General features: G+C 61.3%; 23 protein-coding genes. 7 read left to right on the top strand and 16 right to left on the bottom strand.

Going from position 1 to position 25,151, the window contains the following annotated elements; genetic code table 11:
- Window positions 1-15: 15 nt before the first annotated feature.
- The 11 genes from GTP23_RS16675 to GTP23_RS16625 all read right to left on the bottom strand — a co-directional run bounded on the left by GTP23_RS16675 (window position 16) and on the right by GTP23_RS16625 (window position 13,138).
- Window positions 16-948: an alpha/beta hydrolase gene (locus GTP23_RS16675; protein WP_161036141.1), complete on the bottom strand. Its 933-nt coding sequence runs from the start codon at window positions 946-948 to the stop codon at window positions 16-18.
- Between the two features lie 97 nt (window positions 949-1,045).
- A complete protein-coding gene (locus tag GTP23_RS16670; protein WP_161036140.1) occupies window positions 1,046-3,514 on the bottom strand; it encodes a TonB-dependent receptor plug domain-containing protein in 2,469 nt (822 codons plus the stop codon).
- A gap of 45 nt (window positions 3,515-3,559) precedes the next feature.
- Window positions 3,560-4,087, bottom strand: a complete 528-nt coding sequence (locus GTP23_RS16665) for a RidA family protein (protein WP_229256126.1) — start codon at window positions 4,085-4,087, stop codon at window positions 3,560-3,562.
- A gap of 13 nt (window positions 4,088-4,100) precedes the next feature.
- Window positions 4,101-4,514: a c-type cytochrome gene (locus GTP23_RS16660; protein WP_161036139.1), complete on the bottom strand. Its 414-nt coding sequence runs from the start codon at window positions 4,512-4,514 to the stop codon at window positions 4,101-4,103.
- Window positions 4,511-6,118: a flavin monoamine oxidase family protein gene (locus GTP23_RS16655; RefSeq protein ID WP_161036138.1), complete on the bottom strand. Its 1,608-nt coding sequence runs from the start codon at window positions 6,116-6,118 to the stop codon at window positions 4,511-4,513. Before GTP23_RS16655 ends, GTP23_RS16660 begins: the two co-directional genes overlap by 4 nt.
- A gap of 321 nt (window positions 6,119-6,439) precedes the next feature.
- Window positions 6,440-8,308: a TnsB C-terminal domain-containing protein gene (locus GTP23_RS16650; RefSeq protein ID WP_161036137.1), complete on the bottom strand. Its 1,869-nt coding sequence runs from the start codon at window positions 8,306-8,308 to the stop codon at window positions 6,440-6,442.
- A gap of 241 nt (window positions 8,309-8,549) precedes the next feature.
- Window positions 8,550-10,724, bottom strand: a complete 2,175-nt coding sequence (locus GTP23_RS16645; protein ID WP_161036136.1) for a DEAD/DEAH box helicase — start codon at window positions 10,722-10,724, stop codon at window positions 8,550-8,552.
- Between the two features lie 357 nt (window positions 10,725-11,081).
- Entirely contained in the window at window positions 11,082-11,339 is a 258-nt protein-coding gene (locus GTP23_RS16640) for a hypothetical protein (protein WP_161036135.1), read from the bottom strand.
- 62 nt (window positions 11,340-11,401) lie between these two features.
- A complete protein-coding gene (locus GTP23_RS16635) occupies window positions 11,402-11,659 on the bottom strand; it encodes a hypothetical protein (RefSeq protein WP_161036134.1) in 258 nt (85 codons plus the stop codon).
- 62 nt (window positions 11,660-11,721) lie between these two features.
- Entirely contained in the window at window positions 11,722-12,168 is a 447-nt protein-coding gene (locus GTP23_RS22815) for a hypothetical protein (protein ID WP_229256125.1), read from the bottom strand.
- A gap of 163 nt (window positions 12,169-12,331) precedes the next feature.
- The gene (locus tag GTP23_RS16625; protein ID WP_161036133.1) at window positions 12,332-13,138 is read right to left on the bottom strand and encodes an SDR family oxidoreductase; all 807 of its coding nucleotides are present in this window, start codon (window positions 13,136-13,138) and stop codon (window positions 12,332-12,334) included.
- Between the two features lie 113 nt (window positions 13,139-13,251).
- Between GTP23_RS16625 and GTP23_RS16620 the strand changes: the two genes are divergently transcribed.
- Genes GTP23_RS16620 through GTP23_RS16610 form a run of 3 tightly spaced genes read left to right on the top strand, consistent with a single transcriptional unit; the run spans window position 13,252 to window position 16,088 of the window.
- Window positions 13,252-14,889 carry a M28 family peptidase gene (locus tag GTP23_RS16620; RefSeq protein ID WP_161036132.1) on the top strand — a complete coding sequence of 546 codons (1,638 nt, stop codon included), beginning with the start codon at window positions 13,252-13,254 and terminating at the stop codon, window positions 14,887-14,889.
- Between the two features lie 10 nt (window positions 14,890-14,899).
- Complete coding sequence (locus tag GTP23_RS16615) at window positions 14,900-15,595, top strand: dienelactone hydrolase family protein (RefSeq protein ID WP_161036131.1); 696 nt, start codon at window positions 14,900-14,902, stop codon at window positions 15,593-15,595.
- Between the two features lie 49 nt (window positions 15,596-15,644).
- Complete coding sequence (locus tag GTP23_RS16610; RefSeq protein ID WP_161036130.1) at window positions 15,645-16,088, top strand: thioesterase family protein; 444 nt, start codon at window positions 15,645-15,647, stop codon at window positions 16,086-16,088.
- A 27-nt stretch (window positions 16,089-16,115) separates the two neighbouring features.
- Here the strand turns inward: GTP23_RS16610 and GTP23_RS16605 are convergent, their stop codons facing one another.
- On the bottom strand, window positions 16,116-16,604 hold the full coding sequence (locus GTP23_RS16605; RefSeq protein ID WP_161036129.1) for a DUF3016 domain-containing protein: 489 nt from the start codon (window positions 16,602-16,604) through the stop codon (window positions 16,116-16,118).
- Window positions 16,605-16,845: 241 nt separating this feature from the next.
- On the opposite strand from GTP23_RS16605, the gene GTP23_RS16600 reads away from it, so the two are divergent.
- Window positions 16,846-18,768: a PhoX family protein gene (locus GTP23_RS16600; protein ID WP_161036128.1), complete on the top strand. Its 1,923-nt coding sequence runs from the start codon at window positions 16,846-16,848 to the stop codon at window positions 18,766-18,768.
- Here GTP23_RS16600 and GTP23_RS16595 read toward each other — a convergent pair.
- On the bottom strand, window positions 18,755-18,964 hold the full coding sequence (locus tag GTP23_RS16595; protein ID WP_161036127.1) for a hypothetical protein: 210 nt from the start codon (window positions 18,962-18,964) through the stop codon (window positions 18,755-18,757). The two genes, GTP23_RS16600 and GTP23_RS16595, sit on opposite strands and share 14 nt — an antisense overlap.
- Before the next feature lie 58 nt (window positions 18,965-19,022).
- Between GTP23_RS16595 and GTP23_RS16590 the strand changes: the two genes are divergently transcribed.
- Window positions 19,023-20,528 carry an HD domain-containing phosphohydrolase gene (locus GTP23_RS16590; protein ID WP_161036126.1) on the top strand — a complete coding sequence of 502 codons (1,506 nt, stop codon included), beginning with the start codon at window positions 19,023-19,025 and terminating at the stop codon, window positions 20,526-20,528.
- 25 nt (window positions 20,529-20,553) lie between these two features.
- Here the strand turns inward: GTP23_RS16590 and GTP23_RS16585 are convergent, their stop codons facing one another.
- Window positions 20,554-22,506, bottom strand: coding sequence for a GAF domain-containing sensor histidine kinase (locus GTP23_RS16585; RefSeq protein WP_161036125.1), 1,953 nt, complete (start codon window positions 22,504-22,506; stop codon window positions 20,554-20,556).
- A gap of 125 nt (window positions 22,507-22,631) precedes the next feature.
- Complete coding sequence (locus GTP23_RS16580; RefSeq protein ID WP_161036124.1) at window positions 22,632-23,117, bottom strand: hypothetical protein; 486 nt, start codon at window positions 23,115-23,117, stop codon at window positions 22,632-22,634.
- Window positions 23,118-23,500: 383 nt separating this feature from the next.
- Here GTP23_RS16580 and GTP23_RS16575 point away from each other — a divergent pair, with 383 nt between their 5' ends.
- Complete coding sequence (locus tag GTP23_RS16575; protein ID WP_161036123.1) at window positions 23,501-24,160, top strand: Npun_F0296 family exosortase-dependent surface protein; 660 nt, start codon at window positions 23,501-23,503, stop codon at window positions 24,158-24,160.
- Window positions 24,161-24,255: 95 nt separating this feature from the next.
- Here the strand turns inward: GTP23_RS16575 and GTP23_RS16570 are convergent, their stop codons facing one another.
- On the bottom strand, window positions 24,256-24,465 hold the full coding sequence (locus tag GTP23_RS16570; protein ID WP_161036122.1) for a hypothetical protein: 210 nt from the start codon (window positions 24,463-24,465) through the stop codon (window positions 24,256-24,258).
- A 206-nt stretch (window positions 24,466-24,671) separates the two neighbouring features.
- Between GTP23_RS16570 and GTP23_RS16565 the strand changes: the two genes are divergently transcribed.
- Window positions 24,672-25,061 (top strand): DUF898 domain-containing protein, encoded by a 390-nt coding sequence (locus GTP23_RS16565; RefSeq protein ID WP_161036121.1) that lies wholly within the window; start codon window positions 24,672-24,674, stop codon window positions 25,059-25,061.
- Window positions 25,062-25,151 lie beyond the last annotated feature (90 nt).

The raw sequence follows: 25,151 nt of genomic DNA, 5'->3' as shown, positions 1-25,151 counted from the left end.
TCAGCTCAGCTCAGCTCAGGGCAGCGGCGCCAGCCCCAGCGCACGGCGGATCTGGCCGCCCACGATCAGCCATGCGCGCGAACTGGCTGCCACTTCGTCGTAGTGGCTGGCACCGGGCAGCACGATCACTTCCGCCGCATCGCCGGCCGCCTGCGCGCGGCGTGCATAGTCCTGCCCTACGCGGGTCGGCGCAATCACATCGAGTTCACCATGAATCAGCACTGTGCGCACACCGGCCGGCAGCATTTCTGCCGGCGAGGTGTCGCTGAACACGTCGGGGCGGCCGGCGCTCGGCGTGCCGGTCAGCTGCACCATGTCGCGGTCGCAGCTGGTCTTGATCAGGCGTTCCTCATTGCGCAGATCGGCCAGTCCGCCCAGACTGATCACCACCGGCACAGCCAGCGGCTGCGCCACATACAGCGCGCTACTGTGCGGCAGGCGCGCACGCGCGGCGGCCCACTGGGCCAGATGGCCACCGGCCGAATGCCCCACCAGCACGATGCGCTGCAAATCCAGCTGATGCTGGGGCGCCAGCTGGCGCAGCCTATCCATGGCGCTCGCCACATCCTGATACATGCCGGGATAGCCGCCGCCCGCTTCGTCAAAGCGGCGGTACTCGACATTCCACACGGCGATGCCCTGCTGCGTCAGCGCCCCCGCCATATTGCGCATCTGGCTGATCCCGCCGAACTCCTTGGTCCAGCAGCCGCCATGGATGATCACGGCCAGCGGGAACGGGCCGCCACCGGCCGGCACAAACAGCTCGCCATACTGCGATGGCGCCGCGCCATAGGCCACGTGTGCACCGGGCGCAGGGCCGTGCAATGCCAGATAATCCTGCAAGCTCATAGGCACGGTCACGCGGGCATCACTGCCAATGACGGCGGCCGCTCCCACATTGCCGGCAACGGCAGCAGCCAGCAGGGTTTTACGCATTTTTTTCAGCATCGCTAGAGTCTCCCACAGAAGGCGCCATGCTACACCCAAAGAAAAACGGCCACCAGCTTGCGCTGGCGGCCGTCAGGCACGCTGATTGCGGACAGGCTTAGAACTTGTAGTTAGCCCGCACGTAGTAGTAGCCGCCGTTGATGCCGAACGGCGAGAACGAAGGCAGCACCGTCACCGCCGCATTGTCGCCGGCGGCACGCTGGTCCGCCAGCAGCAGCGGATTGATCCCGTCCGGATACTTGTTGAACAGATTGTTGGCACCAACTGCCAGCGACCAGTCCTTGTTGATCTTGTAGCCCACTTCCAGATCGGTAATCGCCGTGGTCGAGATTTCGTTCTTGTGATACACCGAACCATCTTCGCTGCCGTAGTTGGACGACGGACCATAGATAGCTTCGCGCAGGTTGACCGTCCAGTTACCGATCTTCCACAGCGCGCCCAGATTCAGGCGCAGTTTCGGCGAAGCTGTTTCCAGATCGGAGATCGCCGTCTGATCCAGCAGCGTCTGTGGCAGCAGCTGTTTAGGCGCCTGATTGATCTTCACCACTTCCACCTTGTTGTAGTTGGCGGCCAGCGACCAGTCCACCTTGCCCGCCGTGCCATAGCTCTCGGCCAGCGTGGCGACGAACTCCAGCCCGCGGCTGCGGGTGTTGACGGCGTTCGAGAAGATGTTGATGCCGGTCTGGCTGACAGTGCTATCGAGTACGTTGCCATTGGCCTTGATAGCAGCGACCACGGCAGGCGAGTTCAGTGCGCCACCGGAACCGTACAGCGCACCGGAACCGACGATACGGTCACGGATGGTGATCTGGTAGGCATCGAGCGTGATAGCCAGATTGCTGGTCGGGTTCAGCACCATGCCGAGGCTGAAGTTGGTCGAGTGCTCAGGCTTGAGGCCATCCACACCCACCAGCTTGGCGCCGGCCGAATTCGGCGCCAGCTGCACGAAGGCACTGGTCGGGCTGACGTTGGTGGCCGAGTAGTATTCCTCGGCCAGCGTCGGCGCACGGAAGCCGTTGCTGAAGGTGCCGCGCAGGGCGAAGGCCGGCGTGAAGTCGTAGCGGGTAGTGAACTTGCCCACTTTGGCGTTGCCGAAATCGCTGAAATGCTCGTAGCGTGCAGCCAGATCCAGCGTCAGATCGGCCACCGGATTCCCGGCGAAATCGATATACGCTGCCTGATTGGTACGGCGGTGCGAGCCGGCATCGGTCAGCGAGAAGCCCGGATAGGACTGCGAACCTTCCTTGTAGCGCGAAGCAGCATCACCGGCTTCGATTTCATACTTGTCGATGCGGTGTTCCAGACCGGTGGCTACCGTCAGCGGCTTGGCCCAGCCGATGGCAAACTCATTGCTCGCTTCCAGCGTGGTGGTCAGCTGGCTGGCAATGAAGGCGCCGGCACGGAAGTTGGTCGGCGTGGAACCGGTATCCTTGAACAGCGAAACGTTACCCGAATCGGCTACCCCGATCTTGCTGGTGTCCTTGCCGTAGGTGCTGCTCAGGTCCATATTCCAGCCGGCCAGCGTGCCTTTGATGCCGGCCGTCAGGGCAAAGTCATCCTGCTTCAGAGTCTCCTTGGGCGAGAAGCCGGTAGGATAGATCAGCGGCAGACGGCTAGGCAGGCGGTAGTTCTCGTAAGCGCGCGCTTCCTTGTGGCCATAGGTGGCGATGGCATATAGCTGGCTGCCCGGCGCGAAATCGTAGCCAAAGTTCGCGGCCAGTACGTTCAGGTGGTATTGCGCATCACCGGAGATATGGTTGACGTGCGGGTAGCCCGGTTGCTGGAACATGCCGGGATAGGCCGCCATATTGGCCGGATTGACCACGCGCGGATCAAGGCCGCCACGGTCACTATAACCGTGGTACTTGGATTCGCCCGTGATACTCAGATAGGCATCCTGGAACGGTTCCATGCCGACGTTGAAAGCGCCGTCGCCGGTGCGGCCGCCACCATCGACATAGCCGCCGCCCGTGGCCGTGGCCGTGCCGCCATGGTTGTTGGATTTGAGGATGATGTTGATCACGCCGGCAATCGCGTCGGAACCGTACTGGGCGGCGGCGCCGTCCTGCAGCACTTCGATGTGGTCGATGGCGGCAACCGGAATGTAGTTCAGGTCTGCCGCAGCACCACCCTGGTAAGGGCCACCGAGTACGGCCAGATTGGCCGTACCGTGGCGGCGCTTACCGTTGATCAGCACCAGCGTATCGTTGGGGCTCAGGCCACGCAGGCGGGCCGACAGCGTCAGGTTGGCAGTATCGCCGCCAAACGCCTGCGCCGTGAACGAGGGCAGATTCTGCGCCAGCGCCTGGATCAGGTCCGGCTGGCCGGTGCGCTGCAGTGCACTGGCGTCGAGCACCTGTATCGGCGAAGCGCTGTTCTCCACTTTCATGCCGCTGGCGCGGGTACCCGTCACGATCACGGCGCTGACAGCCTCGCCGGCGACATCGGCCGGCGCGGCCGCCGCACCGGCAACGGCATCCACCGCAGGTGCGGCAGCATAGGCAGAGCCCATCAGCAGAGTGGACATCACGGCGGCGACGCCGGTCTTCAATTGAACCTTGTGCATGGTGATTCCTCGTTGATTAGTAAAGTAGGGTAAAGCGGTGATGAATTATTTTTTCGCGGCCAGCACTTCGATTTCTACCAGCCAGCCCGGATTGCTCAGTGCCGCCACCTGCACCACGGCGCGCGCGGGCAGGCTGGTCTGGCTACCGCCGAAATGCTGGGTGTAGGCTTCCATGAAGCCCCTGGTGTCGGCCTTGCCGCCCTTGGCAGGATCACCGACCAGATACACCGTCATCTTGATCACGTCCGGCATATCGAGCTTCATGCCCTGCAGGATTTCCTTGATCTTTTTCAGCACCGTTTCCGACTGGGTGCGGGTATCGCCGAAGGCCGCGATCGAATCCGGCGCGGCGCTGCTATCGACTATGGCCGGTACCTGACCACTGACGAAGTGCAGCGTTGCCGTCGGCGGCACCGTGACTGCCAGTGCGATGGGGAAGTCCGAACCGGGGATCTTGTGACGCACGATTTCCGCCGCCTTGGGTGCGGCGACCGCACTCTGGCAGCACAGTGCCAGTGCGGCGGGTACCATCAGGCCTGCCAGTACGCGTTGCAGAGTTGCTGGAGTTTTCATGTTGTTTGCTCTTTCAATGTTTGTTGGACATCTGGCCGTTGCTATATGGTTCTACCTGCAGCACATCGCGCAGGGCCATGACTTCGGCCTCGCTCAGCGGTGCTGCCTGATTGCCCCAGCTGCTGCGGACAAAACTGAGAATGGTGGAAATATCCTGATCGCTCAGGCTCTCGCTGAAGTCGGGCATGCCGCCCCGCCCTTTCAGCAGCACAGTGGCGACCTCGGTGCTTTTCCCCTGCACGAATTTGTTGCCCGCCAGCGCAGGGAAAGCGCCCGGTATGCCTTTGCCAGTAGGCTGGTGACAGGCCGCGCAGTTCTTCAGAAACAGCGCCTTGCCATCCATGCCATCCGCGCTGGCCGGTGCCGCCGCTGCGACGCCGATGGCAGCAAGCGCCAGCAGGGCGCATCTGATCAGTCGCTGTTTCATACGCTGGCCCTCGCATGGATTTTGGCGATCTGCTGCCAGGCCGATTCGATCGCGCCGGCCTGCCAGCCCGTCAGATAGCTCAGGTGTTCGCCGGCCAGCAGCACGCGGCCCTCGCCCTCCACCAGCGTGGGATAGGCAGCGGCGCGGGTCTTCTCGGTCCATTCGGCCCAGCCACCGAGGTTGTACTGCACGCGGTGCCAGGCAACGGAGAACGCCGTCTCGAAGTTCTCGCTGTACTGCGGGAAGATCTTCTGGCCTGCTGCCAGCGCAAACGCGGCACGCTCCTGCGGCGACAGGGCACTGATTTCGATGGCGCTCGTCTGGTACTGGTAGTAACCGAGCAGCACGCCCTTTTTCCCCTGCCAGCCGGTTGATGGCAGCGAGATGGTGTTGATGCCTTTCAGGTCGGTCAGGATATGGCCGCCATACAGCTGCTCGTCTTCTTCCCAGAAGCGGCGCTTCATCTGCAGGCCGATTTTGCCGACCGGCGCATAGGACACCGTGGCGATGGCCTTTTTGAATTTGTCCGAAAAATCAGTGTCGATCTGGCGCAGCACGGAAAGGGGAATCGCACACAGGCAGTAGTCCGCGCTGATGCTGGCCAGTTTGCCGCTGCCCGTGTCCTTGTAGGTCACGGTCACGCCCTTGTCGTTCTGACGGATAGTCTGCACTTCCGAGCGGTAGCGGATATTCTTGCCTACGCGTTTCTCGAACGCTTTGGCGATGGCGTCCATCCCGCCTACAGGCTGGAACATGGTGTTCTGCATGGGGAAGTCCTGCACGGCGCTGTAGACATGGCCCAGCTTGGAGGCCAGCAGGTCCTTGAAGCCGAGCGGATCGGACGGCGTACCGGCGCCGGGCGCCACACCAGCGCCGGGATTGACGGCATAACCACGGCCGCTACGGCCCTTGTACTGCAGATCCGCGCCAGCCAGCTGGCCTTCATGCGCCAGATAGTCAAGCAGCAGGCGCTTGTCGTCTTCGGTCAGTTGCTCGTCGAGCTGACGGTTCTTGACAGACTTGGCCAGCAGTTCGGAAACATGGCCGCGCATATCGGCCTTGATTTCGGCCACGCGCATGCGCTTGCCTGCAAACGGACCGGCATGCTCCGAGTAGACAAAGGCATGGTCGTTATCGTTGACCATCACTTCCAGCGGCACTTCGAACAGCCGCGTGTAATGCAGCGTGGACTGATGGTGCAGCGGAATGCGCCATGGTCCGTGATTGATGTAGTGGCCCTGATCGAACTCGCAGGTCTGCTTCTCGCCACCCAGCTCCGTCAGACTGAAGCCTTTGCGGGCTGTCTGGCAGCGGCCACCGGCAAAGCTGCGCGCTTCCAGTATCTGGCAATGGTAGCCCAGCTTGCCCAGTTCGTAGGCGGCCGTCATGCCGGCCAGACCGGCACCCAGTATCAGCACCTTCTTGCCTTTGCCACTGCCGCTCAGGGCCGGCGGCGCCGATGCCGTCGAGCCTATGCCCATGCCCCATGCATTCATGGTATTCAGCAGCAGCCCAGTACCGCCCACCGCTGCGGCGCGATACAGAAAGTCCCTGCGGGTAAATGAACTAAACGATTTAAACTGTTTAACTACTTTGCTTTCCATCTGCTTCCTCACCGATTTGCCAAAAGACTGATGCGCAAGTGATGCCGCGATGACTACCATCTAGCAATCGGTGTGCCACACATGGATAAACAAATAAACTTGCTTCGTATTGAAAGCAGCCCTTTATTCATATGGTTTACTTTCGCGGGGCATGTAAGCGCCACGAAAGGCGGGAGAAAACGACTTTATTTTCAAGCACCATTTTCTATCGACCAAGGTGCAATAGAAAAATCACGCGCAGCGCACCACAGCGATGCGCCAGCGTCCAGAAAAATACAAAGGGGAATGGAATACGATGCGAAAAATAGCAGACGCACCAGCCTAGTTCACATAGCTGGCGTAGTTGTGCGTAGTAGCACGTAGCAAGGCCGAGTTGGTGCGCTCTGTAGTGCGCGGCAGCAGTGCATATTCCACCTGCGTCAGCGGCTGCGTCGCACTGCTATCGAGCATATGGCAGGCGTGGTACTGCATCGGTGCGGCGGCATCGAGCAGATAGATGGTTTCCATATCGGCCGGATCGTAAGCCACCCGCACCATCCATGGCCCGCGCGTGCGCGCACGCTCGAACCAGCCTTCGTCGAAAGCGCGCATACAGGTGTATAGCTGATTAAACAGCTGTATGCCCGCACTACTGACCAGCGCCTCGGCGACGGGCAGCAGGCTGCAACGCAGCAGGTGCTCGGGATAGGTTCTCAGGGCATTGCCGTAACTGGCCATGCCCTGCTGCCAGCGCTGCACTGGCGTAGCGCCATCCAGTATGGTGCGGGTGTTGTAGTACAGGATGGCATCGAGCAGCAGGCGCTGGAATTCATCGAGGTCCAGCACCGCGTCCAGCCGCCCGGCGGCGGGCTGCGCTGCCGCGGGCAGCAGGCGGAAACGCCGCTCCAGCACGGGCTGCCATGCTGGCGGACTTTCGAGCGCAACACAGACTGGCAGATTGAAGTTGTTCAGCAAAGGCGTGAACACCCCGCCCGTACCCAGTTCCGGCGCCAGCTTCAGGCTGGCCGGCAGGTGCTGCGCGGGCCAGTCGGTTGCAGCGATTTCCCGCCCGTGCGCGGCGCAGTAGCGCACCTTGTCGGCACCGCACTGGGCCAGTGCCAGCAGGGCATGGGCCCGGCTTAGTCCGCCAAAGCCCACGTAGTAGCCGGTAATCAGCTGGCTGTAGGCATCCGTTACCAGATACAGCCAAGGCCGGCCTATGGTCTGTAGCGCATCCGCACGCGACACCAGCTGCAGCTCCGCCTGCAGCACGCTCAGACAGAAGGCGGCACCGGGGCGCCCGGCCGCCGCGACGCTGGCGGGCAATGGTGCGGATAGGTCTGCCCTGCCATCCTCGGCTTTGCCTGGCGCAGGGCTGCAGCACGCCTGTGCCATGGCTGCCATAGCCGCTGCCCCGCCGGTGGTGCGGCGCTGTACCTGTGCCGGCCGGTCATCGTCGTAATCGAGCCAGTAATTGAACTGGCCGAAGCTGGGCAGGCTGTCATGGGGCGCCGCCTGCACGGCGACGATACGGCCGGTCTCGCCATCGATCTGGCGGGTGCAGAAAAAGTCCGCCAGCATCTGCCGGTAGGCGCCCTGACGCGAGAAACGTCCATGCGCCGCAGCGTAGCGGGCTACTGCTACGCGGATCACGCGGCGAATATCCTCATCCACATTCACGCCGGCGCTATCGGCCGAGCTATCCTTGCGCGGGCGCCCGCGCTTGACGCCGGCCGTCGCCTGACGCAGTTTGCCCCGTCCGCCGGAATTGGCATAGTCGGGCAGCAGCGCGTTCGGCGTCTGGCCACGCTGCCAGTAGCGGCGCAGATAGCGGTACACCGTGGGATGCGAAACGCCATGCTGAAGCGTCGCCTGCGCCACCAGTGCGCCACGTAGCTGGGCCTCGTAAATGGCCGGCTCCTGCGCCACCAGCGGCGCAATAATCTGCCATGCCTTGTCGCGCAGGGCCAGATGCGCGGCGGCGGGCTGCTGCTGCCCCAATAGCGTCAGATAGGGATCACTGCCGGCTTTGCTGGCACGCCCTGCCGCCAGATCGGCCTGGATGCGCGCCAGCGTCCAGCGCTCCACCTCGCTGCCCTGCGCCGCCACATCGTACAGATAGGCGTGGCGCTGCCTGGGATCTATCCACAGTATGCGCAGCGTGCGCACCACCGGCTGCGTGTAATGCAGCAGCTCATTGCGTAGCAACATCGACACCCCGGCGATTTCTTCTGGCCATACCCCGCTCCCGTCTGCGTTCCTTAGCGCTCTCCTCCTGCCTATGCAATAAGCGCGCCAGATGGCCGCACGGGCATACGGCCCGCAGCGGGGCCATATTGAAGAAAGAAAAGCTTGATATTGGTGCAATGCAGCAGACGGGCGCACTGAGTCCGTGCACGGGCAGAAACGACAACAGGGCCTTGCGGCCCTGCTGGAGAGGAGGAAAAAGCGATCAGTACTTTTTCTTAGGCTTGGCACCAGCAGCCGGCTTTTTCGGCGGCGTGGATTTGCCCGACTCTGGCGGCATGCGGTCGGCATGGCTGATTTTCAGCTGTGCGCCGCCCACCCAGACTTTGCCCAGATGCTTGAACAGATCGGGCGGCATACCGTCCGGCAGCTCCAGCATGCTGTAGGTATCGAAGATTTCGATACGGCCGATATGCTTGGCTTCCAGCCCCGCTTCGTTGGCGATGGCGCCGACGATGTTGGCTGGCGTGGCCGCATGGTTGCTACCCACTTCGATGCGGAAAGCGCTCATGGGAATCGCGACCTTGCCCGGCTTTTCCTTTTTCTTCTTCGGTGCGGCGTCGGCCAGTTCGCCCGCTTCCACCCGTGCCGCCTTGGCCAGCGGCGATGCGGCCGGGCTGACCGGTGCAGCCGCTTTGGCCGGCTTGCTGACCGGCTTGGCGGCCGGTGCACGCTGCTCTTCACCATCACGGCTGATGCGCAACTGCTGGCCCGCTACCTTGATGCCGGCCAGATGGGCCAGCACCTCGCTATCGAGGTTGTCCGGCATATCGAGCACGGTGTAATCGTCGTAGATTTCGATACGGCCGATGTGCTTGGAGTCGATGCCGCCCTCGTTGGCAATCGCGCCGACGATATTGCCCGGCTTGACGCCGTGCTGGTAGCCCACTTCGATGCGGAAGGTTTGCATGCCCGGGTCCGGTGCGCGCATCACGCGTTCTTTTTTCGGGAAGCGTTCGGCACGTTCACCGCGCTCGGTGCGCTCGAAGCCGACCTGACGGCCCGGACGCTCGTCCCAGCTGGCGGCCGGAATCTGCTGCTTCTTATCCAGCAGCAGTGGCACATCGCCGCGTGCCATCTTGGCCAGCGCTGCCGCGATTTCGATGGCAGGAATATTCTGCTCGCGCTCGAAGTCTTCGATCAGCGACTGGAACTGTTCCAGTTCGCCCTGCGCCAGCGTTTCGCTGATCTGCGATTTGAACTTGGCGATACGCACATCGTTCACCGCCTGTATGGTCGGCAGTTCCAGCATGCCGATAGGCTGGCGGGTGGCGCGTTCGATCGACTTGAGCAGACCTTTTTCGCGCGGCGTGATGAACAGGATCGCTTCGCCGCTACGGCCGGCACGGCCGGTACGGCCGATACGGTGGGTATAGCTTTCCGGATCGTGCGGCACATCGTAGTTGACCACGTGGCTGATGCGCTCCACATCGAGACCGCGGGCGGCAACATCGGTGGCCACCAGAATATCGATCTTGCCATCCTTGAGCTGCTGGATGGTGCGCTCGCGCTGCACCTGCTGGATGTCGCCATTGATGGCCGCTGCCGAGAAGCCGCGCGCCTGCAGTTTCTGCGCCAGTTCTTCCGTACCCAGCTTGGTACGCGAGAAGATGATCATGCCGTCGAAGTCTTCTGCTTCCAGAATGCGGGTCAGCGCGTCGAGCTTATGCATGCCGCTCACCAGCCAGTAGCGCTGGCGGATGTTTTCATTGGTGCCCGTCTTGGCAGCGACCGTGATTTCTTTCGGGCTGCGCAGATAGGTGTTGGCGATGCGGCGTATGGCCGAAGGCATGGTGGCCGAGAACAGCGCCGTCTGGCGCGACTCTGGCGTCTCCTGCAGGATGCGCTCGACATCATCGATAAAGCCCATGCGCAGCATTTCGTCGGCTTCGTCCAGCACCAGCGTTTTCAGCTTGGACAGATCGAGCGAACCTTTATCGAGGTGATCGATCACGCGGCCCGGCGTACCGACCACGACGTGCACGCCACGGCGCAGGGCCGACAGCTGCGGGCCGTAGCTCTGGCCGCCGTAGATAGGCAGCACGTGGAAGCCGGGGATATGCGCGGCATAGGTCTGGAATGCTTCGGCGACCTGGATTGCCAGTTCGCGCGTCGGTGCCAGCACCAGCGCCTGCGGCGTGGTCTGGCGGATATCGATGCGCGACAGGACCGGCAGTGCAAACGCGGCCGTTTTACCAGTGCCGGTCTGGGCCTGGCCCAGTACGTCGAGGTTCTGCAGCAGCAGCGGGATGGTGGCCGCCTGGATAGGCGACGGGGATTCGTAACCGACTTCCTTCAGCGCCTTGATCAAAGGTGCACTGAGGTCCAGATCGGAGAACAGGGTTACGGGGGGAATGGAAGATTGGGGGGATACAGACATGGCGTCACTCACAAGTATGTTCGAATCGCCTAATTGCGAAAGAAATTTGTGCGTAGTTTACTCTGTCTGGCAGGTTTAAGCCCGATTTTGCCTAAAAATCGCGAAAACATGGCCGAAATCACAGTATTTCCAGCCAATTCACACGGACATAAAAAAAGCACAGGCCGTGGCCTGTGCTTCCCGTTTCCTGCACCGCCCAGGCCTTGCTGGTCCGGGGTGGCACGTCCTGCATGATGCTGCATGATGCTGCTGGGTGCTGCAAGCTGAAGGTCAGCTTAGTACCGCCAGTTCGGACTGGCGATCAGGGTGACGCTGTACTGCTTGATCTTACTGCCGGCTATGCTGCCGGCGGCCTGCTTATTTGCTGGCAGCTGGAGCGGCTGCGGCAGGAGCCGAGGCCGAAGCGCTAGCCGATGCTGCAGCTGCCTTCTTGTGATGCTTGCTCGCTTTCTTGGCTGGTTCGGCAGGCGTCGAAGCGGCTGGTGCCGAAGCTGCTGCAGCGGTGGCGGCAGGAGCCGATGCCTTGGCGCTCGCCGCAGCAGCTGGAGCAGGGGTCTGAGCGAAAGCGGCACCAGCGAACAGGGTGGCGATCAGGGTAGCGATAACTTTTTTCATGATAATTCCTCTTAGCGGTATAGACGGTTTATATAGTTAAATCTGATGCAAAGACTGCCTGATTACTTGCTAGCGGCCGGTGCCGAAGCCGCAGGAGCCGAAGCCGATGCGCTGGCCGATGCCGCAGCTGCTTTCTTGTGATGCTTGCTCGCTTTCTTGGCTGGTTCGGCAGGCGTCGATGCAGCCGGGGCCGAAGCTGCTGCAGCGGTAGCCGCAGGAACCGATGCCTTGGCGCTGGCCGAAGCGGCAGGAGCAGGAGTCTGAGCGAAAGCGGCACCAGCGAACAGGGTGGCGATCAGGGTAGCGATAACTTTTTTCATGATAATTCCTCTTAGCGGTATATACGGTTTATATGATTAAATCTGATTCAGTTACTGCCTGATTACTTGCTAACGGCTGCTGGTTTAACTTCGTGTTTTGCAACAACAACTGGTGCTGCGACCTTGGATTCTTTAGCCTGGTGTTCAGCTTTGACTGGAGCGGGTTTCACTTCGGTCTTGGCGGCGACATGGGTGTCGACTGCTTTAACTTCGGCGCCTTTGGCTTCTACAGTCTTGGCTTCAGCTTTCACCTCGTGGGTTTTAGCTTTGGCATCGGCTGGCTTGTGCGCCGCTTTCACCTCGGCTGCCTTGGCTTCGCCTTTCACTTCAGCGGTTTTGGCTTCGGCTTTGGCTTCTAGCTTGGTCTCGGCCTTCGCTTCGGTTTTCGCTTCAGCTTTCACTGCGGCTGGTTTGGCCACCGGTGCGGTGGTCGTGGTGGCAGCAGGCGTCTGTGCGAATGCTGCGGTAGCGAACAGGCCGGCGATCAGGGAAGCGGTGATTTTGGTCATGATGTATTTCCTTTTCTAGGTTTCGGCATCGGGACAATCCCGTGTCGCATGAGCAAAAAACGGCCTCCCTCCCCCTGCAGTTGACGGCAATTACAAGCTCTTACCGACTCTTACACTCGCTTACAAATAGCGCTTAGCGGCGCCCGGACTTCGGCGCCCTGCTTCAATGAGGCTGCACTTCCTTTTTCACGGCAGCCAGCGCCATGCGCTCCACCAGTCCGGGTGCGACCAGTTTCAGCCAGCGTCCCAGCTTGCCCTTGGCCGACATCACCACTTCGCGCTGGCGCGCCTGCATGCCATCGATAATCAGCCGGGCACACTGCTGCACCGACATGGCCTTATCCTCTTTCAGGCTGCTGCTACCGAGTTCACCGCCCGCCGCATTAAAACCGCGGTGGCGAATCTGCGTTGCCACCACGCCGGGATAGGCGATGGTCACGCTCACCCCGGCGCCACGCAGCTCCGGTCGTAGCGCCTCGAAGAAGCCGCCCATGGCGAACTTGGTGGCGCCATAGGCCGTGCGGCCCGGCACGCCCACCAGACCGGCCAGCGAAGAGACCGCAACGATGCGGCCCCGGGTCTGCTTCAGATAGGGCAGCGCCGCATGGGTACACCACACGCTGCCCCACAGATTTATCCGCATCAGTTCTTCGTACCAAGCCAGATTCTCGACCTCCTCGAACAGCGCATGGGCCGAGCGGCCGGCGTTGTTGATCAAGCCATCGATGCGGCCAAAGCGTGCCACACAGGCCGCGATCAGTGCCGTGCACTGGGCCTGCACCGAAACGTCGGTGGGCACCACCAGTGTCCGGGCACCGCTGGCTGCGCAATCGGCCGCCACCTGCTCCAGCAGTTCGGCCTTGCGCGCAGCCAGCACCAGCGCAACTTGATTGCCATGGCGACGTGCCAGCTGGCGCGCCATTTCTGCCCCGATGCCATCCGAGCTACCGGTAATGATGATGACTTGCATAGATCCCCTCCTGATTTAGACCGATATTATTTACAACAGCACGGCGTGCAGTTGCTACCACAAGTAAAGTAAGATAAAGCCCTCTGCACCGAATTACACTTCATGGAGTAAACATGCGCGTTCCGGCCCTCGCCATCGCTACCAGCCTCGCGCTGGCTTCCTTCCACGTCCACGCCCAGGCCCCCGCTGCACCGACCGTGACCGAAGGTCCGCTGCGTGCCCACCTGTCCTTCCTCGCCGATGATCTGCTGGAAGGGCGCGGCACTGGCCAGCGCGGCGGCGATCTGGCCGTGCGTTATCTGGAAACCCAGGCTGCCGTGATTGGTCTCAAGCCGCTGGCCAGCGGCGGCTATCGCATGCCCGTCAAAATCGAAGGCACCCGTTTGCTGGCCAATAGCCTGGTACGCTTCCAGAATGCCGACGGCAAGCAGATCACGCCACAGAACGGCAGCGAAATCGTATTCGGCACGGCCGGCGGCAAAGCCGATATCAGCATCGATGCCCCGCTGGTCTTCGTCGGCTATGGCGCCATCGCCCCAGAAGAAAAATGGGACGACTACAAAGGCCTCGACATGAAAGGCAAAATTCTGGTCATGATGGTCAATGACCCGCAGCCGACTGCCGAAGAGCCCAACCGCTTCGCCGGCAAAGCCTACACCTATTACGGCCGCTGGCTGTACAAATTCGAAGAAGCCGTACGTCAGGGCGCGGCCGGTGCCCTGCTGATCCACACCACCCCGTCCGCTTCCTACCCATGGAGTGTACCTGCCAATGGCTTCAGCCACGAGCGCTTCCATCTGGCCGGTTCCGGCAACCCTATCGAAGGCTGGCTGCAGGAAGACGTGGCGCGCAGCCTGTTTGCCGCCGGCGGCTTCGATCTCGATGCGCTGCGCGCGCAGGCCGAACGGCGCGACTTCCATCCGGTCGACCTGAAGCTCAGCGTGCACGCAGAAATTCATAGCGCGATCCGCCAGATCGAGCAGTTCAACGTGGCCGGCATCATTCCCGGCACCGATCCCAAGCTCAAGCAGCAGGCCGTGGTGTATTCGGCCCACTGGGACCATCTGGGCATGGACGAAGGCGTGAGCAAGGAAGATGGCCATGACCACATCTGGAACGGCGCCATCGATAACGCCTCGGGTTCGGCGGCCCTGCTGGCCATGGCGGCCGAAGCCGTCAAGCGTCCCGCCAAGCGCACCCAGGTCTTCCTCTGGCCTGCCGCAGAAGAACAGGGCCTGCTGGGTAGCGCGGCCTATGTGCGCAATCCGGCCTGGCCGCTCAGCCAGACTACGGCCGACCTGAATCTGGACAGCATGAACTTCGTCGGCCGCACGGTCGACATGGGTGTGGCAGGCGCCGAACGCAGCAGCCTGTATGACGCAGCCAGCAAGGTGGCGCGCAAAATGGGCCTGAAACTGGCCCCCACCATCCCCGACCTGTCCGGCGCCTACTTCCGTGCCGACCACTTCAACTTCGCCAAGGCCGGCGTACCGGCCTTTAACGTCGGTTCGGCCGTGTTCTCGGGCGACGGTCACTTCGAGTTCGAACACGATCAGGAACATTCGAGCGCCAAAATGGTCTCGTTCAAAAAGGACTACCACCAGATCACCGACGAATACCACCCGAGCTGGGATCTGTCGGGCATGGTGCAGCAAGCCCAGTTCACCCTGAATCTGGGCTACGCCGTCGGCAATGCACCGGAAATGCAGAGCTGGAAAGCCGGCGATGCATTCGGCAAAGTCAAACGCTAAAGGAGCGACAATGGAAACCAACAGCAAATGGATCAACATCGCTGGCGCCAACGGCAGCTTTGGCGCCTACCTGTCGCTGCCGCGTGGCGGCAGCGGCCCCGGCATCGTGCTGCTGCAGGAAATCTTCGGCGTCAACCAGCATATCCGCAATGTGGCCGACCAGTATGCGGCCGATGGTTATGTGGTGCTGGTGCCGGATATCTTCTGGCGTCAGGGCGAGCGCATCGAACTCGGTTACGAAGGCCCCGACTGGCAGCGTGCAGTGGAGCTGATGAACGCGACCGACTTCGCGCTGGCGCAGGCCGATGTGGCGGCAACCGCCAAGGTGCTGCGCGCCATGGCGGGGGTGGGCCGCATCGCCTCGCTGGGATTCTGCTTCGGCGGCAAGCTGTCCTACCATACGGCCGCCAATGGCGTGGTCGATGCGGCGGTGTGCTACTACGGCGGCGGCATCCAGCACGGGCTAGCTCGCGCCAGCGAAATCAGGCTGCCCGTACTGATGCACTTCGGTGCGCTCGACAGCCACATTCCGCTCAGCGCCGTGCAAAGCATCGCCGAGCAGTTCGACGATAACGAGCAGGTGGAAATCCATGTGTATCCGGACGCGGAGCATGGTTTTAATTGCAACCACCGCAGTTCCTACCATCAGCGCAGCGCTGCGCTGGCTAGAGGACATACACTACAGTTCCTGGCCGAACAGCTGTGACCGGGCGCGGGCCGTGCGCTAGAATGAAGCCTTACTACGTGAGGTAAGCATGGCCCGTCTGCAACTGCATTTCCCCGAAAACCAGTTCTGTTTTTCCACCCAGCTCACGGTCCGCGTGACCGACATCAACGCCGGCAACCATCTCGGCAATGACTCCATGATTTCCATGCTGTCGGAAGCGCGTGCGCGCTTCCTGTACGAGTATGGCGTGGAGGAAGTCGATGGCACGGGGCTGGGCATCATCGTCACCGATCTGTCCACCATGTACCGCGCAGAAGCCCATGCGCGCGACGTGCTGACCTTCGAAGTGGGCGTGATGGACTTCAATGCCTACGGCGGCGACATCATCTTCCGCGTCACCCGTCCGGCCGACCACACGCTGGTGGCCATGGCCAAGTACGGCTTCGTCTTCTTCAACTACAAGACGGGCAAGGTCACGCCCATGGCGCCTGAATTCCTCGCCAAATTCCCCAATGTGAACCGGCTCGAGTAAGCCGCCGCCCAGAGCGCGGCAGGCGGTTCAGCGCGCCGCGGTTTTTCGTACGATGGTTTTATCGAACCACTCGTCCAGCATCTGCTTCTCGTAGCGCAGCGTATCGCTCTCCGAGTAGCGGTTGATGCGCTGCATATAGCTCATATTCGATAACTGCTCATCGCCGCTGCGCACGCTCTGGCCATTCTGCTCCAGCGTGTAGCGCAATCGCATGCGCGGCCAGTCGGCACCATCATTGAGCACGCGGATATCTTCGCCGCCATTCCGGCGCGGCCACATACGCCCGGCCAGATCGATATCGAGTACTTCGATTTTCAGCGTCTGCCCGGCCGGCAGTCTGGCCGACCAGGTGTCGAAATAGCTGCTGAAATCCTTCAGCACGCGCTCGCGGTCGACGGCGCTGCGCGGCACATCGGCAAAATCTTCCGGCTTGACATAGCTGACGCTCACCTGCGCCGAGGCGGCGCCGCAGGCCAGCAGCGCAACTGCCAGCAGGCTACGTGTGATTGCTCGCATGAGAGACTCCTTCACAGATCATGCAGCCCAAAACGCTGCAAACGATATAGCTGCAATATAGCCGCTTTTATGCACGCCCGCGCCGCCTGAATAAGTTTGTTACCAAATCCCTGTCCGTGCTTGTCATGCTGCTGTCATAACAAATGACTAAGATTGCGCCCGTCGAGGCTGAGCCAGCCCCTCGCCACCTCCCGCGCCAGTCGCGGCCACCAGACTGGCATTAACCACAACAGGATTTCCCATGACCGACTCGCTCGATCTGACCCGTCGCAACCTTCTCAAATTCCTTTCCGGCGCACCTTTGCTGCCGCTCGCCGGCGGTAGCGCGACTGCCGCCCTGCTGTCCGCCTGCGGTGGCGGCGATACGGCCGCTGCAGCGCCTACGCTGATGTCGCTGAGCTTCAGCGGCATGGCAGCACCGACGCTGGCCGATCCGGCCAAGATGGCTACCACCACCGTGGCTTCCTCGCTCAACGCGGTCTACTCGAACGGCAAGACCCTGTCCTACGCACTGGGCTACCAGACCTTCTTCATCACGGGCGCCATGGTGCCTAACGGTAGCGGCGGCACTACCCTGGCCGGCGGCTACTACGACATCAAGAACCAGCCCATCCTGGACCGCAGCGATGCCGGCCAGCGCCAGTTCTTCTCGGACTGCCCGGACGGCTCCTCGCTGCTGAAACTGGCCAATCCTACTGTCACCGGCGTAAAAGGTAATACCGTTTTCGCCGTGGTGCAGTTCGAATATGCCACCCGCAACGTCAAGGGCGATTCCATGTACGGCATGCTGCCTTCGCCTATCGCCGTGCTGACGCTGGACCAGAGCCCGACCACGGGCGCACTGTCGCTGGTGAAGTACCATAACGTCGATACCAGCAGCGTCAACGGCCTGTGGATTACCTGCGGCGCTTCGCGTTCGCCATGGAATACCCACCTGTCGAGCGAAGAGTACGAGCCGGATGCCAGCGTGATCGAGAAGAACACCCAGTTCGCCAACTTCAGCACCAATCTGTACGGCGATGCCAGCAAGGCCAACCCTTACCACTACGGCCACCTGCCGGAAATCACCGTCAATCCGGACGGCACGGGCAGCATCAAGAAGCACTACTGCATGGGCCGTATTTCGCACGAGCTGATTCAGGTCATGCCGGACGAGCGCACCGCCCTGATGGGCGACGACGCCACCAACGGCGGTCTGTTCATGTTCGTGGCCGACAAGGCGCAGGACCTGTCCAGCGGCACCCTGTACGTGGCCAAATGGACCCAGCTGACGGCTGACAACGGCGGCTCGGCCAAACTCTCGTGGATCAAACTGGGCAGCGCCACCAGCGCCGAAATCAAGGCCCTGGCCGACAGCCTGAAAGCTGCCGACATTGTCAGCGTGAAGACCACCGATCCGGCCGATACCAGCTACACCAAGATCCCGTTCAGCGGCAAAACCAACTGGGTGAAATTCGTCGCCGGCAAAGAGAAGGCGGCCGCCTTCCTGGAAACCCACCGCTACGCTGCGTTCAAAGGTGGCAGCATGGGCTTCACCAAGATGGAAGGCACCACCGTCAACGCCAAAGACAAGATCGCCTACTCTGCCATGAGCTACATCCAGGCTGCCATGACCAATGGTTCGGGCGGCATCGCCGTCAAAGGCCCGAATGCCGGCATCGTCTACGCGCTGAACCTGAAGGGCGGCCAGAGCGACGACACGGGCGCCAGCATCAACAGCGAATGGGTACCGGTCGACATGGCTGCCGTGCCGGCACTGGTGGGCGAAGATCTGGCCACGCCGGACGCGCTGGGCAACCTGGCCAACGCCGACAAGATCGCCAATCCGGACAACATCAAGTTCTCGGAAAAGCTGCGCACCCTGTTCATCGGCGAAGACAGCGGCCTGCACGTGAATAACTTCCTGTGGGCGTACAACGTCGACACCAAGACCCTGACGCGCATCCTGTCCACCCCGGCCGGTGCCGAATCGACCGGCCTGCACGCCGTCGACGATATCAACGGCTTCGCCTACGTGATGAGCAACTTCCAGCACCCGGGCGACTGGGAAGCGGCCCTGCACGGCAAAGTGCAGGCCACGCTGGATCCGCTGATCCGCGCCAACTACCGCGACCGCTTCGGCGCCGCCGTGGGCTACCTGACCGGCCTGCCTACCCTGAGCTGATTTCCCCCAGCTGTCCCCCGCCCGCAACGAGCGTATGCTCCTTGCGGGCTTTTTTTATGGCGACGGCGCGATGTTGTGTAAATGCGATGGCAATATTGCCAAAAACGAAGTATTGTTGCAGCTGCTCTGAGCAGGCCGCTGCAGCCTTTGCAACACTCCCTAAAATCATGGATTGTTGCTTGTTGTCAATGGCCATAAGCCCGGTCTACAATCGGATAACCCCAACCTCGTGCCCTTTTGCGGAACTCGCTCATATGTCTTTTCTGTCCACGTCATCGCCTAAACTAGCGCCATGGAAAGTTCTGCTGGTCGACGATGAACCCGACATCCACGATATCACCAAGCTGACCCTGAGCCGCTTCCGTCTGGACGGACGTGCACTGAGTTTTGTCCACGCCTACAGCGGCGCAGAAGCCAAGCAAGTGCTGGCGCGCGAAAGCGATATCGCGCTGGTGTTTCTCGATGTGGTGATGGAGAGCGAAGATGCGGGGCTGGAAGTGGCGCGCTGGATGCGTCAGGATCTGGACAACCAGTTCACCCGCATCGTGCTGCGCACCGGCCAGCCGGGCCAGGCACCGGAAGAGCGCGTAATCGTGAATTACGATATCAACGATTACAAGGAAAAGACCGAGCTCGATCGCACCAAGCTGTTCACCACCACCTTCGCCGCGCTGCGCGCCTACCGCGACATCATGAAAGTGGAAGAAGCGCGCCAGCAGCAGATGCATTACCGCGAAGGGCTGGAACGGGTGATCGCCGCCTCCGCCCATATTTTCCAGCAGCGCAATCTGCAGGATTTCGCCAACGGCCTGCTGCAGCAGGTAGTGGCCCTGCTGCGGCTGGAACAGAGCATGCTGCTGCGCCTGCGCGCTGCCACTGCCATCAGCGGCGAAAACAATTACGAGATACTGGCCCAGATCGGCGACATCGATGGCCCGCTACTGAGCCCGGAACTACTGACGCGGCTCGATAATTCCAAGGTCAACAAGATCACCCACCTCGAAGGCGATACCTATATCGGTTACTTCCCGAATAACAGCGGCAAGCATTCGCTGCTGATCCTGAAAGGGGTGGAAGAAATCTGCGAGCTCGATATCAAGCTGCTGGAAGTGTTCTGCTCCGGCGTGGCCATCGCTTTCGACAACATCCTGCTGACCCAGGAAATCACCGATACCCAGGCCGAGCTGATCCTGCGTCTGGGCGATGTGGTGGAATCGCGCTCCAACGAAGCAGGCAACCACGTGCGCCGCATGGCCGAAGTGTGCCACCTGCTGGCCAGCGCCAGCGGCATGAGCGAGGAAGAAACCGCCGTGCTGCAGCATGCCGCGCCCATGCACGATATCGGCAAGATCGCCACGCCCGATGCCGTGCTGCTCAAGCCGGGCAAGCTGAATGCGGAAGAATGGGAAATCATGAAGCAGCACCCGACGGTGGGGCTGTCCATCCTGAACGGTTCGCAGCGCCCCATCCTCAAGGCGGCCGCCGTGATCGCCCACCAGCACCACGAAAAATACGATGGCAGCGGCTATCCGCAAGGCCTCAAGGGCGACGCCATCCACCTGTATGCGCGCATCGTCGCCGTGGCCGATGTGTTCGACGCGCTGATGCACAAGCGCTGCTACAAGGAAGCCTGGCCGCTGGAACAGGTGGTCGAACACCTGCGTTCCGTGGCTGGCCAGCATCTGGATCCGTATTACGTCGACCTGCTGGTGCAGAACATCGATAAAGCGCTGGCCATCAACCAGCGCTTCCCTGACTAGGCGCTGCGCAGCAGCACCGGCCCGCTCAGGCGGCCACCTTGCGCTGGATCTTGGGGAAGCGCAGCTTGTAGTGCAGCCCCAGTCCCGGCGAACTGAGCACCTTGACGCTGCCGCCCAGCGCACCCGTAACAAGGTTGTACAGGATGTGGGCACCAAGCCCGCTGCCGCCCGTGCCGCGCTTGGTGGTGTAGAAGGGATCGAACAGCTGGGCCAGTGCCGCGCTGTCCATGCCTATGCCATCGTCGCTGTAATTGAGTTCGACCAGATCGCCATCGAGCGCCACGCTGATGCGGATGACGCCGGGCTCGCCCTGCTCGAAACCGTGCACCAGCGAATTGACCACCATATTCGTCACCACCTGCGATAGCGCGCCGGGGAAGCTGGCCATATTGATCTGCTCGGGGCATTCCACTTCCAGCGTGACCGGCTTGCCTTTGAGTTTGGGCTGCAGCGACAGCAGCACTTCGTCCAGATAGCGGCGCAGATTGAAGCTGCGGATATCGTCGGCCGACTGGTCCACTGCCACCTGCTTGAAGCTGCGCACCAGCGCTGCCGCGCGCTGGGTATTGGTGGTCATGATACGCAGCGACTGGTCGATGATGCCAAAGAACTGCTGCAGGCCCTCCTCGTCCAGCGTGCCGTTGGCCAGCTCTTCGCGCGTCAGGCGCAGCTCTTCCACCAGATGGCTGGTGGCCGTCACGCAGATGCCCAGCGGGGTATTGATTTCGTGTGCCACGCCAGCCACCAGCCGGCCCAGCGACGCCAGCTTTTCCTGCCTTACCAGTTCGCCCTGCGCTTCCTTGAGCGAGTCCATTGCCGATTCCAGCGCGGCGTTCTGTTCTTCCAGCGCTTCCTTGGCGCGGCGGATTTCGCGGTCGGCGCGCATGCGGGCGATGGCCACGGCCACATGGCTGGCCATGAAGGCGAGGATGTCCAGATCGGCCTGGGTGTACAGCACCCGGTCGTCATAGCTCTGCACGATGATCACGCCGTAAGCCGTATCGCCCAGCAGCATGGGTGCGCCCATCCAGCTGGCGATCTCTATGCTGCCCAGCGGCTGTTTCAGTTCGCCGCTGGCGATCAGCGCTTCCAGCGCGGCCCGGTCCAGCATCTGCGCCTGCTTGCGCTGCAGGATGTAGGACGACATACCCAGCCCGAAATCGAAGCGTTTGACGGGCGCCTGCTCGTCCTTCTCGTCGACAAAATAGGGAATGCTGATTTCCTGCGTATCAGGGTGGTATAGCGCCATCAGGAAGTTCTGCGCCGGTACCAGCTCGCTGATGATCTGGTGCAGCTGCATGTTCAAACGGCTGCCGCCCGTAGCGGTGGCCGACAGATTGGCCAGCTGGTACAGCGCGCGCTGGATGTTCTCGGCGCGGCGCCGCTCGGCCACTTCGTGCGCCAGCAGCGCGGTGCGTTCCTGCACGGCGCGTTCCAGTCTGTCCATGCTGCGCAAGCCCTGCAGCGCGCTCGACACGTGGTTGGCGATCTGGGCGAACAGGGCCTGATCTTCGGTGCTGTAAGTGTGTTCCTTGTCGTAACTCTGCATCACCATGGCGCCCAGCACCTGATGGTTGAGATCATGCAGCGGGCAACCCATCCAGTGTTCGGCAATGGTGCCTATGCCGAAGCCGGCATTGTCCTGCCGCCGTGCCTGATGTTCGGCCGCCGTCATGATCATGCTGCGGTCATTGATGATTACGGCAGCGGTGGGCGATTCGCCCTCTTCCAGTTCGAACAGTTCGTCACGGCCGGGCGGTTCGTCGACTTCATCGACGAAGTAGACAAAGCGCACCTGATTGACGGGGCCATCGGCGTCGCTAAGCGCGACAAAGAAGTTGGCCGCATACATGATGCGCCCCAGCCCCGCATGCACGGATTGCAGGAATTCGCTGATATCGGTACAGCTACTGGCCTTCTGGCCGATTTCCAGCAACATGGCCTGTACGGCTTCGAGGCGGGCGAGACGACTTTCCATCGAGTTTCCTGAATCGTAATATGAACAGGAAAATACTAGCAGTTCCCCACGCGCACGGCCATAGGCTGGCGCCGTTCTGGCCTCAGGGCGCTATTGTCTGCGCCGGCCGGCACACAAGGCGTGGTTCAGGGACGACGGTAGCCGCCCGCAATCCAGTGTGCAGCGCTGCTGACGTTGAGTTTGAAATCGGGCGCAACGCGCACCTGTGCCAGCTGTTCGCCATCGCTGTCGTAGGCGCTCAGCAGGGCATACGGATCGTCTTCATCAGGCACGATATCGAGCAGCACCTTGATCGGCCCCGCTTCATCATTGACCAGCACCTGCTTGTGCAACTGCGCGTGCAGCTGCTGCTCGTGGCGACGCAGCACCTCGTTAGCGGTTTTCACCAGCGTATGGAAGGCCGGCAAATCAAGCGGCTTGGGATTTTTCTTGTCGCGTCCCATGGTCCACGGCCCCACCAGTGCCGGTTCCGGTTCGCCATCCTTGATCATGGCTACGGCCCAGCCATCATCGTCCTCGTTCTTGATCACGCGGGCAGTCCAGCCATTGCCCTGCCACAGTCTGGCCTCCTGCACGGGGCTGTCGTGGTCGGTTTGCTGTGCTGGCTCCATGGCGCGCTCCTGTCGGATAGGTAAGGGAGCGAAATGATACGCCCTGCGCGCCTGATCAACAATGCCGCCTGCGTACTGAGCAAGATCAGACTTTTGTGAAAATTATGGCAATATAGAGGCCATAAACGCAACAAAACTTTCCAAAATAAAATATTAAAGAGAAATTTTTTGCCTAGTGTTGGCAGTACGAAAATCATATTAAATCAGACACTTAAGCCAGCCTTCAGCATCGCCACCCCGGTTTATGGCTGCTTTACTACAAAAAAATCACTAGACATTGCCTAGTGAATATTATTATTATCAATCCAGAATCACCAGTTTCCTGTTGTTAATACAAGTGCTGCTAGCCCCAAATTAGCTAGCCTATAGATAAGGAACCGATCATGTCTCTGACCAAAACCCTGCTGGCTCTGGCCCTTACCGGTGCTGCGCTGAGCGCACAAGCTGGCGTCACCTACACGGCCACTAGCGGCAACACTTCGACAGTTTCCGGCGTCACCACCATTGATTTCGACAATGGCCTGCTGCCTACCGGCTTCGCCACCTACGATACCCTCAATGCCATCATCCCGGCTGGCGGCTATCCCGGCGAATCGGCGCCGCCACCAGGTGACATCACCCGCTACTTCTCGGTCGGTACCAGCCACGGTCAGGTGACTTCGTCGAGCGTGACCTTTGGCGGCAACGGCGTACGCTACTTCGGCTATTTCATGGGTTCGCCAGACAGCTACAACGTGGTTACTCTGTACAGCGGCAACACTGCCATCCTGCAAATTAACGGCAGCGACATGGCGCACGCCGCCTCGCTGATGGCTGATGGCAATCAGAGCCATGGCTTCTACATGAATTTTGTGACCGATAGCGGCACCACGATTTCGAGCGTGAAGTTCTCCTCGAATACCAATGCCTTCGAGACGGATAACCACTCCTACATCGCAGCCGTACCGGAACCAGAAACCTATGCCATGCTGCTGACGGGTCTGGGCCTGGTGGGCTTCGCCAGCCGCCGCCGTCGCCAGTCGAACGAGGAGCGCTTCTACTAAGCAATTAGCAGAACAAAGTAACAGCGTCTAGAACGCTTAGGGGCTGGCAAGGTCTTCCTGCAAGGGAAGGCTCTGCCAGCCCCGATTTTTTTGCCCTACAGGGCGATACACGGCCGTGCCGGCGGCTGGGCCGGGGGGCGCAAGGGCGTGCTGCGCGGATCGATGGCTGGCTGCGGCGTCTGGTAAGTGTAGGGGTTGATGATGATGGGCGGAATGGCAGGGGGGGCCGAGGGGGGATTTTTGGGCCCGCCACCGGACAGGCGCATCCGGCGCCAGACCGCCCGCACTCGCTCTACAGCAACCATGATACGACCCTCCTGACAGAACTCGAACTTTCAGTATAGGCCAGCACTGGCACTATGCAAGGCCTGACCATTCGGCGCGGCCTGCATGCATTCCATCCCGTCAAATCGGCGCTTTGTCGCACACCGCTGGCTGCGCAGAGGCCCCGCGCGTACAGTTCAACCATGCCAGACGGCACATAAGAACTTAACCAGAATCGGGGTCCACCATGAAACGCTCTGCCAAATATCTGTTCATCGCAACGCTGCTCACTTTCCTGGCCATTTCTGCGTGGCAGGTAATGTTTGGTGACGGCATCAACGTCAACATCGATGGCGACGAGATCGACGGTCCGGTCGGCGCTGTGCTGGGCGTGCTGTTCGCCAGTGGCGGCATGGCCATCGCCGCGGTGGTGTGTGTCGGTGTGGCGATCTTCCTCGGCGTGCTGTTCGCCGGTCTGGGCGTGCTGATGGTGGGTGGCATGGCATTGCTGGCCTTCATCTGCATCATGGCCGTATCGCCACTGCTGCTGCCCCTGCTGATCGTCGTCGGCATCTACTACTACGCCCGCAAACGCCAGCAACGCCGCCAGCATCTGGCCCTGAATCAGGCAGTCTGATCACACGGCTGCGCAGCACCGGCACCGCTGCTGCCAGCCCTACCCGTTTCAACCGGAAGCGGCCGGGACTAACACTCCCGGCCGATCCGC

Origin of the sequence: Duganella fentianensis, from assembly GCF_009857835.1 — a bacterium.
Taxonomy (GTDB): domain Bacteria; phylum Pseudomonadota; class Gammaproteobacteria; order Burkholderiales; family Burkholderiaceae_D; genus Rugamonas; species Rugamonas fentianensis.
Note: the sequence above shows the minus strand (reverse complement) of the source record. Positions and strands in the feature narration are given on the sequence as shown.